This is a genomic window from Clostridioides sp. ZZV14-6009, assembly GCF_020658095.1.
Classification (GTDB): Bacteria; Bacillota; Clostridia; order Peptostreptococcales; family Peptostreptococcaceae; genus Clostridioides.
Genome location: NZ_JAGWDG010000004.1, coordinates 1 through 12,989 on the forward strand (window position 1 = coordinate 1; position 12,989 = coordinate 12,989).

12 protein-coding genes are annotated in these 12,989 nt (G+C 25.7%); 8 read left to right on the plus strand and 4 right to left on the minus strand.

Features of this window, described 5'->3' with window-relative positions:
• The first annotated feature begins 368 nt into the window (after positions 1–368).
• The gene (locus KGF36_RS07245; RefSeq protein ID WP_227841603.1) at positions 369–1,994 is read left to right on the plus strand and encodes an ABC-F family ATP-binding cassette domain-containing protein; all 1,626 of its coding nucleotides are present in this window, start codon (positions 369–371) and stop codon (positions 1,992–1,994) included.
• A 311-nt stretch (positions 1,995–2,305) separates the two neighbouring features.
• On the opposite strand, the gene KGF36_RS07250 is transcribed toward KGF36_RS07245, so the two are convergent.
• Both KGF36_RS07250 and KGF36_RS07255 read right to left on the minus strand, forming a co-directional pair.
• The gene (locus tag KGF36_RS07250) at positions 2,306–2,446 is read right to left on the minus strand and encodes a hypothetical protein (protein WP_227827921.1); all 141 of its coding nucleotides are present in this window, start codon (positions 2,444–2,446) and stop codon (positions 2,306–2,308) included.
• A 327-nt stretch (positions 2,447–2,773) separates the two neighbouring features.
• On the minus strand, positions 2,774–3,886 hold the full coding sequence (locus KGF36_RS07255; protein WP_227827922.1) for a tyrosine-type recombinase/integrase: 1,113 nt from the start codon (positions 3,884–3,886) through the stop codon (positions 2,774–2,776).
• 261 nt (positions 3,887–4,147) lie between these two features.
• Here KGF36_RS07255 and KGF36_RS07260 point away from each other — a divergent pair, with 261 nt between their 5' ends.
• The gene (locus KGF36_RS07260; protein ID WP_227827923.1) at positions 4,148–4,525 is read left to right on the plus strand and encodes a BlaI/MecI/CopY family transcriptional regulator; all 378 of its coding nucleotides are present in this window, start codon (positions 4,148–4,150) and stop codon (positions 4,523–4,525) included.
• A 577-nt stretch (positions 4,526–5,102) separates the two neighbouring features.
• On the opposite strand, the gene KGF36_RS07265 is transcribed toward KGF36_RS07260, so the two are convergent.
• The gene (locus KGF36_RS07265) at positions 5,103–5,366 is read right to left on the minus strand and encodes a hypothetical protein (RefSeq protein ID WP_227827924.1); all 264 of its coding nucleotides are present in this window, start codon (positions 5,364–5,366) and stop codon (positions 5,103–5,105) included.
• Between the two features lie 321 nt (positions 5,367–5,687).
• Here KGF36_RS07265 and KGF36_RS07270 point away from each other — a divergent pair, with 321 nt between their 5' ends.
• From KGF36_RS07270 to KGF36_RS07285, 4 genes are all read left to right on the plus strand, one after another.
• Positions 5,688–6,260: a hypothetical protein gene (locus KGF36_RS07270; RefSeq protein WP_227840537.1), complete on the plus strand. Its 573-nt coding sequence runs from the start codon at positions 5,688–5,690 to the stop codon at positions 6,258–6,260.
• Between the two features lie 101 nt (positions 6,261–6,361).
• Entirely contained in the window at positions 6,362–7,360 is a 999-nt protein-coding gene (locus KGF36_RS07275) for a DUF4003 domain-containing protein (RefSeq protein WP_227827926.1), read from the plus strand.
• Positions 7,361–7,711: 351 nt separating this feature from the next.
• On the plus strand, positions 7,712–8,350 hold the full coding sequence (locus KGF36_RS07280; RefSeq protein WP_227827927.1) for a lactate utilization protein: 639 nt from the start codon (positions 7,712–7,714) through the stop codon (positions 8,348–8,350).
• 26 nt (positions 8,351–8,376) lie between these two features.
• Positions 8,377–9,276, plus strand: coding sequence for a YegS/Rv2252/BmrU family lipid kinase (locus KGF36_RS07285; protein ID WP_227827928.1), 900 nt, complete (start codon positions 8,377–8,379; stop codon positions 9,274–9,276).
• A gap of 107 nt (positions 9,277–9,383) precedes the next feature.
• Here the strand turns inward: KGF36_RS07285 and KGF36_RS07290 are convergent, their stop codons facing one another.
• Positions 9,384–11,048: a glutamine--tRNA ligase/YqeY domain fusion protein gene (locus tag KGF36_RS07290; RefSeq protein ID WP_227854654.1), complete on the minus strand. Its 1,665-nt coding sequence runs from the start codon at positions 11,046–11,048 to the stop codon at positions 9,384–9,386.
• A gap of 294 nt (positions 11,049–11,342) precedes the next feature.
• Here KGF36_RS07290 and KGF36_RS07295 point away from each other — a divergent pair, with 294 nt between their 5' ends.
• Together KGF36_RS07295 and KGF36_RS07300 are read left to right on the plus strand one after the other, a co-directional pair.
• Entirely contained in the window at positions 11,343–12,056 is a 714-nt protein-coding gene (locus KGF36_RS07295; protein WP_227850325.1) for a DUF2140 domain-containing protein, read from the plus strand.
• A 168-nt stretch (positions 12,057–12,224) separates the two neighbouring features.
• Positions 12,225–12,788 (plus strand): hypothetical protein, encoded by a 564-nt coding sequence (locus tag KGF36_RS07300; RefSeq protein ID WP_227827931.1) that lies wholly within the window; start codon positions 12,225–12,227, stop codon positions 12,786–12,788.
• Positions 12,789–12,989 lie beyond the last annotated feature (201 nt).

Here is a 12,989-nt window from a genome sequence, read left to right on the forward strand (position 1 = left end):
GCCATATAAATGGTAATCATAAGGGTTAGGAACTAGCCTAATAGCTTGGAGATACTGATAACAATAGTTATCTTGACTAAGAAGCCAACACTTCAAACATTACCATAGGTAGTTAAGTGGATGGTAGTTCACAGATTCAAATAAAGTATTTAGAGTGTGTAAAAGAATTAATAAAGTTGCAATTTGATTTTTTTATAAGTATAATATAATAGATTGTTAATTTTTATGAAACTTACAATCTTTAATACAATTTTAATAAATATTTCACGAATTTGGTATAAAAAATATGCTGTTTACGTGATAATAAAAATGTTATCAAAATTTTATGATAAAATAAATTATGAACAAAAAGAAAGGAAAATACATTAATGTTACAAGTTACAGGTGTTGGACTTAGATTTGGTGATAAGGAACTATTTAAAGATGTTAACTTAAAATTCACTAAAGGAAATTGCTATGGAATAATAGGAGCTAACGGTGCGGGAAAATCTACTTTTTTAAAAATATTATCAGGAGAAATAGAACCAAATACAGGGAATGTATCTATAACTGATAAAGAAAGAATGTCAGTTTTAAAACAGGACCACTTCGAATATGAGGAAGAAACTGTTTTAAATGTTGTTATAAGAGGGCATGAAAGACTTTGGAGTATAATGCATGAAAAAGATGCTTTATATATGAAAGAAGATTTTAGCGAAGAAGATGGAATAAAAGCTGCTGAGCTTGAAGGTGAGTTTGCAGAACTTGATGGATGGGATGCAGAAACTAATGCTGAAAAAATACTTATGGGTCTTGGTATAACTAAGGATATGCATTACAAACAAATGAAAGAATTAGTTGGTGGAGAGAAGGTTAAAGTGTTGTTAGCACAATCACTTTTTGGTAAACCTGAAATACTATTAATGGATGAGCCTACAAACCACTTGGATTTCAAATCAATAAATTGGTTAAATAACTTTATAATGGATTTAGAAGAGTCTATAGTTATAATAGTATCACATGATAGACATTTCTTAAATCAAATATGTACTAATATAGTTGATGTTGACTTTGGTAAAATACAGATGTATGTTGGAAACTACGACTTCTGGTATGAATCAAGTCAATTAGCATTACAACTTGCTAAAGACCAAAACAAAAAGACTGAGGAAAAGATAGCTCAATTAAAGGAATTCATAGCTAGGTTTAGTTCTAATGCTTCAAAAGCTAAACAAGCTACATCTAGAAAGAAACAATTAGATAAATTAGAAGTTGAAGATATACAACCATCAAGAAGAAGATATCCATATGTAGGATTTACACCTGCTAGGGAAATTGGTAATGAAGTTTTAGAAGTACACAATTTAACTAAAACTATAGATGGAGTTAAAGTACTTGATAATGTTTCATTTAGATTGGATAGAGATGATAAAGTAGTATTTATGGGTGATGAAATAGCTACTACTGCACTTTTAAATATAGTTATGGGAGAACTTGAACCAGATAGTGGAGAATATAAATGGGGAGTAACTACTTCTCAAGATTATCTTCCAAAAAACCATAATAAGTTTTTCGATGGAGTAGAGTATTCTCTAGTTGACTGGCTTAGACAGTTTTCTGAAGAAAAAAGTGAGAGTTTTATAAGAGGATTTTTGGGTAGAATGTTATTCTCTGGAGAAGAAGCTTTAAAAGAAGCTCAAGTTATATCTGGGGGAGAAAAAGTTAGATGTATGCTTAGTAAGCTAATGCTTTCAAATGCAAATGTACTTGTGTTAGATGACCCTACTAACCACTTAGACCTAGAGAGTATAACTTCTGTCAATAAAGGACTTGAAAAATTCCCAGGAGTGCTTTTATTTACTTCTCATGACCATGAGTTTATATCTACTATAGCAAATAGAATTATAGAGATAACTCCAAATGGACTAATGGACAGAAAGATGGATTTCGATGAGTATTTAGAAAGTAAAGAGATACAAGAACAATTAGCTAAAATGTATGGGAGAGATAAATAATTATTAGTTTAAATATAATTTTTACTAATTATAATTATTAGAATAAAAACCTTTTAATGTTTGAGAATACGCTATATAAGTGTGTAAGTTTTTAATCAAATATTAGGAGGTTTTTTATTTAGTATATATACTTTAGTAAATAGAATTATAGAGATAACACAAATGGAATCATGGATAGAAATATATATGGATTTTTTAGATTATAAAAAAGTATATGTCTCCAAATCTAAGTTAATTGTTTACATTGGGTCAAATTACAATAATGTTTGGAGACATAATAAGCAAAAATTATATAGTATAATTTCATAAGTCTATAGAGATTCTCTTTTATGATAATATATTTTTTGTAAAGTTATAGGAGTTACTGGTTCATCATAAAAATCTTCAGCTTTACCAGTAACAATACCACCTAAACTACAAATGATTTTAACTGTTGTGTCACGTGCTTCCATAAAAATTTCATCAATATCTTAAGAAATAGGGATTATATCTTTTGGAATCTTTTGTTCTACCGAAAAAACATCTAATTCTAGCTTATTAATACCTAACATATCATCTGTTGTAGCTTTTCTGAATATAATTTTTTTCATAACAATCCTCCTAATTTACGAAGTAGAAGCTGTGTTTATAATACTAAAACTATTTTGTAATAAATATATTTTAACTATTCTATTATAAAATTAAATTTGAATATTAATTTAGCTTTAATTTTATTAGTAGTAAAAATTAATTTTATAGATGATAAAGGCTAGAGTAATTATAATTAAAAAAATGTAATATTAATTGGCATTAAATAAATTTTCAGAAATTTTGTCAGATGCTTCTTTATCCATTTCTTTTAGAACATGGGAATAAACATTTAAGGTTGTATTTATATTTGAATGACCAACTCTTTCTGAGATAACTTTTATAGGTACCTTAGAATTTATAAGTAAAGTAACATGTGAATGTCTTAAATCATGAAATCTAATGTGGGGCAAGTCATTCTTTTCTAAAAATCTTTTGAATTTTTTACTCATAACATCTTCAGCAATAGGTTCACATTTTTTATTGAAAAATAACAAGTCACGACTATTTCTAATAGAAGACTTTAATAAATTTTTATTTTGTTTTATCTTATATTCTTTTAGTAAAAAGATTAATTCCTTTGGAGCAGATATTTTTCTAATAGAGCTTTCCGTTTTGGGTTCTTTAAGAATTACAGAGCCATTAATTCGAGCTGTTATCTTATTTACAGTTATTGTATTTTCTTCAAAATCAATATTATCCCAAGTTAAACCTAAAACTTCTGAAATTCTAAGACCTAAACCAACTGCTAAATTAATAGGTAATTCCATATATGTATTTTTTGATAAGTTCAACAATTTTATCATTTGCTCTTTGTCATAAATTTCATTTTTAAATTTTTTATATCTTGGAGTTTCTATATTATCCATAATATTTTCTTTTACTAATTTGAGTCTGTATGCTCTTTTTATTGCAAGTTTCAATATATTTATATGAATCTTAATTGATTGAGGATTCAATTTATGAGATAGTTTATCAATGTAGTTCTGTATATGAATTGGATGTAAATCCTGTATTTTATATTTACCAATAGAGGGATTAATATAATTCTTACAAATACTAACATAATTATTGTATGTAGCTAATGATATATTTTCACTGTACTTTTTTAAAAAATCTAATAGAAATTCTGAGACAGTGATTTCGTTTGGAATTAAAAAGCCATCTTTATATAGACTTTCCTTTACTTCATTTAACCTTTTGCTCGCATCTCTTTTTTTATCAAAAATACCCATGTTCTTTTGTTTTCTCTTTCCAGTATCTTCATCTGTAAATTCGAGATAAACTACATAATTCTTGTTTCGTTTTCTAATAAATGCATTCATATATAACCCACCAATCAAAATTTTATACATTTATTATAACATATGGATAAACTCAAAAATAGTTTTTGAAATAAATTTATAGTTATTTCAAAGATTGATATTTATTGATTATAAAATGGGTATATTATCTTAAATATTAGAATTTTAACTTAATAATCTGTTATACTTAATATATATAAAAATAAAATTTATTTTTTACTTTGGGATTTTATATGTTTGGGTAGTACTGAAAATATAAGTTTGAGAGGAGTGTAAAATCATATGACTATTACTAAGATACCACCAGCAGAATTAAAGGTCATGAAATTTATTTGGGGGTCAGATTTTACAGTAACATCAAAAGATGTCATTGAAGCTATGGAAAAACTATATGATTGGAAGCAAACTACAACACTAACACTTTTATCAAGATTAGTAAATAAGCAATTCTTAGATGCGAAAAAGATAGATAGACATACACATTATACAGTTATTATTAGAGAAGATGAATATTTACATTTTGAAACAAAAACTTTTCTAGATAATATGCATGGAAGTTCTATTGAAAGCTTTATGAAGGCATTGTTCAAAAAGGGGGTAAATGAGGAAGAATTAAATTCTGTTGAAAAATGGGTAAAAGATATTAAAAAAGATGAATAGTTTGTTGAGATTAACAACAAGAATAACTTTAAATATATATTTTTTGTATTAATTGTACGTTTAAATGTATGAACATTTAGGCACTTAATAGTATATAAAAACTAAAACTTTTTAGTTATTTTTAAAATAAATTTAATTATCATAAAATAAATAGTTTTTACAATAATTATTCAAATGAATTAAAAGTAGAGTAAACTGTAAAATACATAGATTTCTTTATTAAGTATTCTTAGTTTTCTAACACATTTTAATACTCTAAGTCTAATATAAAATTAAATTTATTAAGATTTGATTTTATATTAGACTTAGAGTTAATCAGAATTTAACTAAATATTGGTTATTAAATAGAAAAATAAAATTTTTTTATTATTTATACAAATGAATTGTTTTTTAGGTATATTAAAAGTTGTAATTTTATTTTTATATTGATTGTTTTAGGTATATTAAATGACGATGTATTAGATTATATTCTTGTTTAAATAAGTATTTATAAATATGAAATAAATATTATTAAAATAGATATTAATAGCTATTAAACAAATAAAAAGTTCCTAATTTTTAGGAACTTTTTATTTGTTTAATATAACGTATGAGTTTTTGCTTCAGCAATAGCTCTTGCTGCACTTTTAGGTTTTTCTATATTCTCTTTTTTGTAGAAATCAATTACTTCTTCTAAGTCTTTATTTTCAATATTGTCTTTTCTATTTTCAAGAATATAATTTATGATTGATTCGTTTATCAAGTTTGATAAATCTTTATTTTCATTATTAGTCATTTTGTATACTTCTTGTAATAAAACTTCATTAACTTCAATTGTAATTTGTTTTGTATTTTTTATCATATTAATCACCTCTTAAAAAAATTATAGCATTTCAAAAAAATAAAATCAATGTGTTTTAAAATTATAGAATTTAAATTCTTAAATTCTTAAAAATAGAAAAATTAAATAGAAGTAGTTTTGAGCTATCAAAAAGATTAATAAAAAATATATTTAATCATAAAAGCTTTGTACTATATGATTCTAAGATGGAGGATTTATAAGGGTTTAGGGTGAATTAAGTATAAGACAACTTCTTAAAGCAAATGAGTGTGGCATTTAAATCTAAATGTAGACATATAATATTAAATATGCTAATATATCAAAATAATAAGGGGGGAATTTATGAAGCTTAAAGAAGCATTGATTACATGTGTTGTATGTAGTGTATGTTTAACTCCATTATTGGTAAATGGAGAAACAAAAATAGATGCGGAGCATTGTAAAGAATCTATAGTAAATATAGATACTATAGTAACTTCAGGTCAAAACTTTAATTCTAAATATAATCAAGGTATGAAAGACTATAAAAACAGTGATGAGTATAAATTAAAAGTGCAAAAAGAGAGGCTAGAAAACCAGCTAGGAATCAAAATAAAGGATTTAATTCCTATAACATTTGAAGTGAGTTATTACACCAGTCTTAACCAAGAAAATGGATATGGAGCTATAACTGCTACAGGAGATGATTTAGAAGATGGTTTTGTGGCAAATAATCACTTGAGTTTTGGAACTAAGATTATTGTAGATGGTAAAGTAAAAACCGTTATGGATAGGGGGTCTAGTAAGTATTTTAGCAATTCTAATGCGATAGATGTATTTATACCCAAATGGAGTAACGAAAGTGAATCAGAGTATTATGACAGGGTTAATAATATGGGAAGGCACTATAAAAAAGGATACATCATTATGGAATAATAGAACTTCTTCAAGTAATATGTATTGATTGCAATATTTATTACATATATAATAGATATTAAGTTAATTAATACAACAATGTATATTACTGGGAGGGCAATATGGAACAAACTTTTATAAATGGAAAAATAAACTTATTAATAGAAAATTATAAAGCATTAAATGAGATTAAAGGTTCTTGGCAAATGGGATTAATTCAACATAGTTGTGCACTTGCGTTTACGCTTAAGAACAAGAGGATAAGCCCTAGAGTAGTAGAAGAACGAATAGAGCTTATTAAAAAAAATACTGGATTATTCTCTAACTTTAGAGGATATAACATATTTTATATGGCAACACTACTTTCATTTGAATCAAATCCAGAAAGTAGTTTTAAGATGATTTTAGAGATATATAAAAATCTTAAAAATGAAAAGTTTTGGGGAGATACATATCTACCACTTACAGCATCAATAGTCTATGAAAATAGAGATAAAATGGATTATATTACATGTATATCAAAAATGAAAACAGTGTACGAATATATGAAGAAAAAACATCCATTTTTAACATCTAGTGATGACTATTGTAATATAGCACTTATTGCAATTCATTCAAAAAATTTAGAAGAAGATTTAGAATATATAGAAAAATGTTATGAATTTCTAAATAAAAATGGTTTTTATAAAGGAAATGACTTACAAGCACTATCTCAAATTCTTTTATTTAGTGAAGATAGAACTATGGGTAAATGCAAAAAAACTATTGAACTTAAAAAAGCATTTAAAGAGAATGATTGTAAGTTAAATTATTATGGGTATCCAATAATAGGAGCAATTTCGTTATTAGATTATAAAGAAAATGAAATAATAGAAAATATAAAAAATGTTTCAAATAGACTTAAAGAAGAAAAAGGTTTTGGGAATTGGTCTTTAGGAAAAAGCAATAGAGTAATGATTAGTTCTGCTATTGTGGCTTCTATTTATGCGGATTCAATACAAAAAGAGAATAATATAGATTCTATAGCTAATAATATATTTTTAAATATTGTTGTTGCTATTCAAGTTGCTTGTGTAATGGCAGCTACAAGTGCAGCTATAGCATCTTCTTCATCAAATTAGTGACATTATTTATTAAAATTGGATATAATAAACTTAATAATACAATTTATATGTTTAAAAAAGAATATGATATTACACTTAAATCAATTGTGATATTTAATAAAATAAAGCATATAATTAATATATAGATTTCAGAAAATATATAATACTACATACAATATAGGGAAAGTAGAAAAATACATCTACTTTCCTTTTTAATTATAAATTATGAGTTAGTCTTATAAAGAAATTTATGGAAAACTTATTTAAAGTTTTATATTGTATTTTTTTTTAGATGTACTAAAATAAAGTTATAAAGAAAATAAAATTTATAATAAACTAATACATATTGAAAATAAGGGGGAAGTTAAGATGGATCAAAATCTAAATTGGCTTAAAGAAAAAAGAATAGAAAAAACGATAAAATCTCTAGAAAATAATAACATGAAAGGGTATCTAGTAAATAATAAAGAAGAGCTTCTTAAAAAAATTGAAGAAATAGTAGAAGTAGGTTCTCTAGTAGGTTGTGGAGGCTCTATGACTTTATTTGAAACAGGAGTTATTGACTTTATAAGAGAAAAGTATGATTTTCTTGATAGATATGCAAAAGATATTAAACCAGAAGAAATGAAAGAAATATACAGAAAATCATTTTGTGCAGATGCTTATTTTACAAGTACTAATGCAATAACAGAAAATGGAGAACTTTACAATCTAGATGGAAATGGAAATAGAGTAGCTGCTATGATATATGGACCAGATAAAGTAATAGTTGTAGCAGGTGTAAATAAAATAGTTAAAGATGTAGATGAAGCTATAAAAAGAACTAAAACAATAGCTGCTCCAGCAAATTGCAAGAGACTGAATACAAATACTGGTTGTAAGACTACTGGTGTCTGTATAGATTGTTCAAGTCCAGGAAGAATCTGCTGTAGCTATACACTTATAAAAAGACAATTAGCACCAGAAAGAATACATGTAATTTTCTTAAACGAAGACTTTGGATATTAAAAGAATAAAATAAGTAAGGAGAAATAATGAAAAAAGTAAAACTTATATACAATCCTAATTCAGGTGAAAAAAAAATATTATCAAATTTAGATACTATTATAGAATTATATCAAGAAGAAAATTATTTATTGATACCCTACAGATTGAATATTAAAGAACCTGTAAATAATGCATTTAAAGAAGTAGATAGTTCCTATGACCATATACTAATAGCAGGTGGTGATGGGACTATAGATTTAGTTGTAAATTCAATGAAAGAGTTAGATATAAAGATTCCAATTGGAATTTTACCTACAGGAACTGCAAATGATTTTTCAAATGCTCTTCAAATTCCATTTGATATAAAAGAAGCTATAAAAGAAATCATAAATTCAAAGCCAAAGAAAATAGACATAGGGAAGGTAAATAATAAATACTTTATAAATGTCGCAAGTGCAGGTATGTTTACTGATGTATCACAAAGAATAAGCACAGACTTAAAGAATTCGTTTGGAAGAATTTCTTATTATATAAAGGGAATAGAAGAAGCATTGTATATGAGGAAGTTTAAGATAAAAGTATATTCCAAAGAGATGAATTATGATGGAGATATGTATCTTATGCTGATTTTTAATGGAAAAACAGCAGGAAATATAAATTTAGCATATAAAGCTGAAATAGATGATGGATATTTAGACGTAATTATTTTTAAAGGAATGCCAATTCCAAAATCAATACCAGTTTTGATAAGTGTGCTTAGGGGTGATTACTTAGACCAATATAATGGAAATGAAATATTATATTTTAAAACTAAAAAAGTAGATATAGAATGTAAAGATTCTCTTATAACAGATATTGATGGGGAAAAAGGTCCAGATTTTCCTCTCAATATAGAATGTATAAAAGATGGAATAGAGGTTATGGGAATCTGTAGTGGAAAAAGTTAATTATTTAAAATAAATGATGAAGACTAAAATAAAAAATTACTTCTAACTAAATTTATTTATAGTAGAAGTAATTTATATTTTAAGTCTTCATTTTTTAGTTATAAAAATTATTTAGCAGGTTTAAAAGAACTTTTTAAAGGAACTATTCTATTAAACACAAGTTTTTCCTTAGTTGTATACTTATTATCTATACTAAAGAACCCATTTCTAACAAATTGGAATTTATCAAAAGGTTTAGCATCTTTTACTTGTGTAGGCTCAACAAAACCTTGTAATATTTCTAATGAATTAGGATTTATTTGTTCTAAGAAATGCTTTCCTTCATTTTCAGGTAAATCATCAAGAATCAATGGCTCAAATAATCTAAATTCACATGGTATAGCTGATTTAGCATCAACCCAATGTATTGTAGATTTTACTTTACGACCTGTAAATCCAGAACCACTTTTAGTCTCAGGGTCATAGGTACCATGTATTTCAACTACATTTCCATTTTCATCTTTAATTACATCAGTACATTTTACGAAATAAGCTCCTTTTAAACGAACTTCATTTCCTGGGAAAAATCTGAAATATTTTTTAATAGGTTCTTCCATAAAATCATCTTGTTCTATATATAATTCTCTAGAAAAAGGAACTAATCTTTTACCTTGAGATTCATCCTTAGCATTGTTTTCTATTTCAAGCATTTCAACCTTATCTTCTGGGTAGTTAGTTATAACTAATTTTAAAGGTCTTAAAACTCCCATAGCAAGTGGAGCCTTTGGTTGTAAGTTTTCTCTTAGGAAATAATCAAGCATTTGACTGTCTACTGTAGAGTTAACTTTTGATACTCCTATTTCACTACAAAAATTACGTAAAGCTTCAGCAGTATATCCCTTACGTCTAATCCCAGATATAGTAGGAACACGAGGGTCATCCCAACCATCAACAATACCTTCATCTACAAGTTGTTTTAATTTTCTTTTACTCATAACAGTATTGTTTATGTTAAGTCTAGCAAATTCTATTTGTCTAGGTACATTTTCCATTTCACATTCTCTGACAAACCAGTCATAAAGAGGTCTTTGGTCTTCAAACTCCAAAGTACATATAGAGTGAGTTATTCCTTCAATTGCATCTTCAATTGGATGGGCAAAAGCATACATAGGATATATACACCATTTATCTCCTGTATTATGATGTGTTGAATGAGCTATTCTGTATATAATTGGGTCTCTAAGGTTTATATTTGGAGAAGACATATCTATTTTAGCTCTTAATGTTTTTTCTCCATCTTTAAATTCACCATTTTTCATTCTTTCAAATAAATCTAGGTTTTCTTCAATAGTTCTATTTCTATAAGGGCTTTCTTTACCAGGTTCAGTAAGAGTACCACGATACTCTCTCATTTCTTCTTGTGTTAATTCACATACATAAGCTGTACCTTTTTTTATTAGGATTAAAGCTCTTTTGTACATTTCATCAAAATAGTTAGATGCAAAATTTAATTCATTCCAATCAAATCCTAACCACTTAACATCTTCTTTTATGGATTCTACATATTCAACATCTTCTTTTAATGGATTTGTATCATCAAATCTTAAATTAGCCTTTCCATTAAATTCTTTAGCTAGTCCAAAGTTAAGACATATACTTTTTGCATGACCAATATGTAAATATCCGTTTGGTTCAGGTGGAAAACGAGTTATTATATTGTCATGTTTTCCTGTTTCTAGGTCATTTATAATAATATTTTTTATAAAGTTAGATGAGTTCGTTTCATTTGACATATTTTTATACCTCCTATTTAATTTGCTTATAATACAGAACACTACACTGTATTGCATAATATTAATTTTAATCCAAGATTAGAAAAAAATAAAGGTGTAATTAAGAGTATTATGCAAAATATTAACTTTTATACTAAAAACATGTTTTTTTACAGTTTATTTACAAAAAAGCAGATTAGTTGAATTAATCTTTAAAAGACTGTATTATAATATGTATATTGTTAAGAATATTATGTGAAGTTAGTTATCTAAATTTATTTTAAATCTGTTGACAGATTTGTAAAGGAGACTATGATGGGAAAGATTGCAAAGATTATATTAAGTTTAATTGTTATTATTTTAGTGTTAACAGGTATTGTTGTATACACACTAACACCAAAAGAGAGATATGATGTTAGTTCACAAAATAATAAAATCATAGACGAAGAGTATTTATCAAAAGGTTCATATATAAACTCTATGGAAATAGTAAAAAATCCACTTAGAATGGTTGGAAAAGTATCTGTTTCAGAAGAAGAGTTTAGAAACCTAATATATACATTAATGAATAAACACGGAATTAAAGAATTTGAAAATAATTTTGTTGAGATGAAGGATGGAAAAATAAAAGTGGCAGGTCCATATAAGGTCTTTGGTCTAATCAATAGCCAATATGAGCTTGAACTAAAACCCACTTTAAAAAATGAAGATTTGGTTGTAAGTCTTGAAAATGTAATGATTGGAAAATTTAAAATAAGTGATAAAATGCTAGAAAAAATACTAAGTAATTACAATAAAAAGGTTCCATTTGAGGTTAATGGAAATAAAATTACTTTAGAGAAAAGTTATCTTTATCCAGTAACACTTAAAAATATATCTATAAAAAAAGGAAATGTTGATTTGGATATGGAAGTAGAAATAGATTTAAAATCACAAATAAATGGGGCATTAGGTTATCTGAAGGATTCTGGAAAAGCTCAGGATATACTAAATCATTTGATTAATTTAAAGAAAACATCTGTTGGTTAAAAATATAGAAAATTTATATTTATATTTTTATTATATTTTATATAATATTAAAGCACTTTAAAATCAAAATTTGTAAAATAGACTTTATTATGTTAGAATATTTTATGACATTAAGTTGTAAGTGTATAATATTATTTAATTACTAGATTACTAGATTGGGGGGAAATGATGAATAAAATTTATATTGTAACAACATATACAGGAACTGTATTATCTTATTTAATAAGAAATATAAGTAAAAAACTGTATACACATGTGTCAATATCATTAAATGAAAATTTAAAGCCAATGTATTCTTTTGGGAGATTAAATCCAAGAAATCCATTTATTGGAGGTTTTGTTGAAGAAAATATAAATCAAGGCTTATATGCTATAAGAAAAAACACTGTATGTAGAGTATATTCATTAGAAGTAGATAATTTACAATATGAAAATCTATTTAAAAATATAAAATTGATTAGTGATTATAGAGAAGATTACTATTATGATATAATGGCATTGATATATTTGTCTATGAATATTCACAGAAAAGTTGAATATAAATATGTATGTTCAAACTTTGTTGCTGATATGTTAGAAAAAAGTGAAATAGATATTTTGAATAAAGAAGCCTTTGAAGTAACACCAAATGATTTTTATAATTTAAATGGTTTAACTTTAGAGTATGAAGGTCTATTGTCAGAATATAATTCTAGACAGCATTCTTATGTATCCAAAATGGCAAACATATAAAAAATTTATTTTAAAATTTATCATATAAAAATATTGCTAAATAATTAGGCTGAAGATGGTAGTTTAACTTCGAGAGGATTAAGAATTCGTAAATCTTAGTTAGAACACTTTCTTCAGTTTTTGATTTTCTGTCGTTATTTGCACGATTATAATATTTTGCTGATATATATATCGAATAGAAATAAATAAACAGTGGAATAA

What these genes read in the sequence shown, in the direction of transcription:
- KGF36_RS07295 (WP_227850325.1), top strand. Translation starts at nt 11,343, where the DNA reads ATGGGAAAGATTGCAAAGATTATATTAAGTTTAATTGTTATTATTTTA.
- KGF36_RS07285 (WP_227827928.1), top strand. Translation starts at nt 8,377, where the DNA reads ATGAAAAAAGTAAAACTTATATACAATCCTAATTCAGGTGAAAAAAAA.
- KGF36_RS07255 (WP_227827922.1), bottom strand. Translation starts at nt 3,886, where the DNA reads ATGAATGCATTTATTAGAAAACGAAACAAGAATTATGTAGTTTATCTC.
- KGF36_RS07245 (WP_227841603.1), top strand. Translation starts at nt 369, where the DNA reads ATGTTACAAGTTACAGGTGTTGGACTTAGATTTGGTGATAAGGAACTA.
- KGF36_RS07275 (WP_227827926.1), top strand. Translation starts at nt 6,362, where the DNA reads ATGGAACAAACTTTTATAAATGGAAAAATAAACTTATTAATAGAAAAT.
- KGF36_RS07270 (WP_227840537.1), top strand. Translation starts at nt 5,688, where the DNA reads ATGAAGCTTAAAGAAGCATTGATTACATGTGTTGTATGTAGTGTATGT.
- KGF36_RS07280 (WP_227827927.1), top strand. Translation starts at nt 7,712, where the DNA reads ATGGATCAAAATCTAAATTGGCTTAAAGAAAAAAGAATAGAAAAAACG.
- KGF36_RS07265 (WP_227827924.1), bottom strand. Translation starts at nt 5,366, where the DNA reads ATGATAAAAAATACAAAACAAATTACAATTGAAGTTAATGAAGTTTTA.
- KGF36_RS07290 (WP_227854654.1), bottom strand. Translation starts at nt 11,048, where the DNA reads ATGTCAAATGAAACGAACTCATCTAACTTTATAAAAAATATTATTATA.
- KGF36_RS07250 (WP_227827921.1), bottom strand. Translation starts at nt 2,446, where the DNA reads ATGGAAGCACGTGACACAACAGTTAAAATCATTTGTAGTTTAGGTGGT.
- KGF36_RS07300 (WP_227827931.1), top strand. Translation starts at nt 12,225, where the DNA reads ATGAATAAAATTTATATTGTAACAACATATACAGGAACTGTATTATCT.
- KGF36_RS07260 (WP_227827923.1), top strand. Translation starts at nt 4,148, where the DNA reads ATGACTATTACTAAGATACCACCAGCAGAATTAAAGGTCATGAAATTT.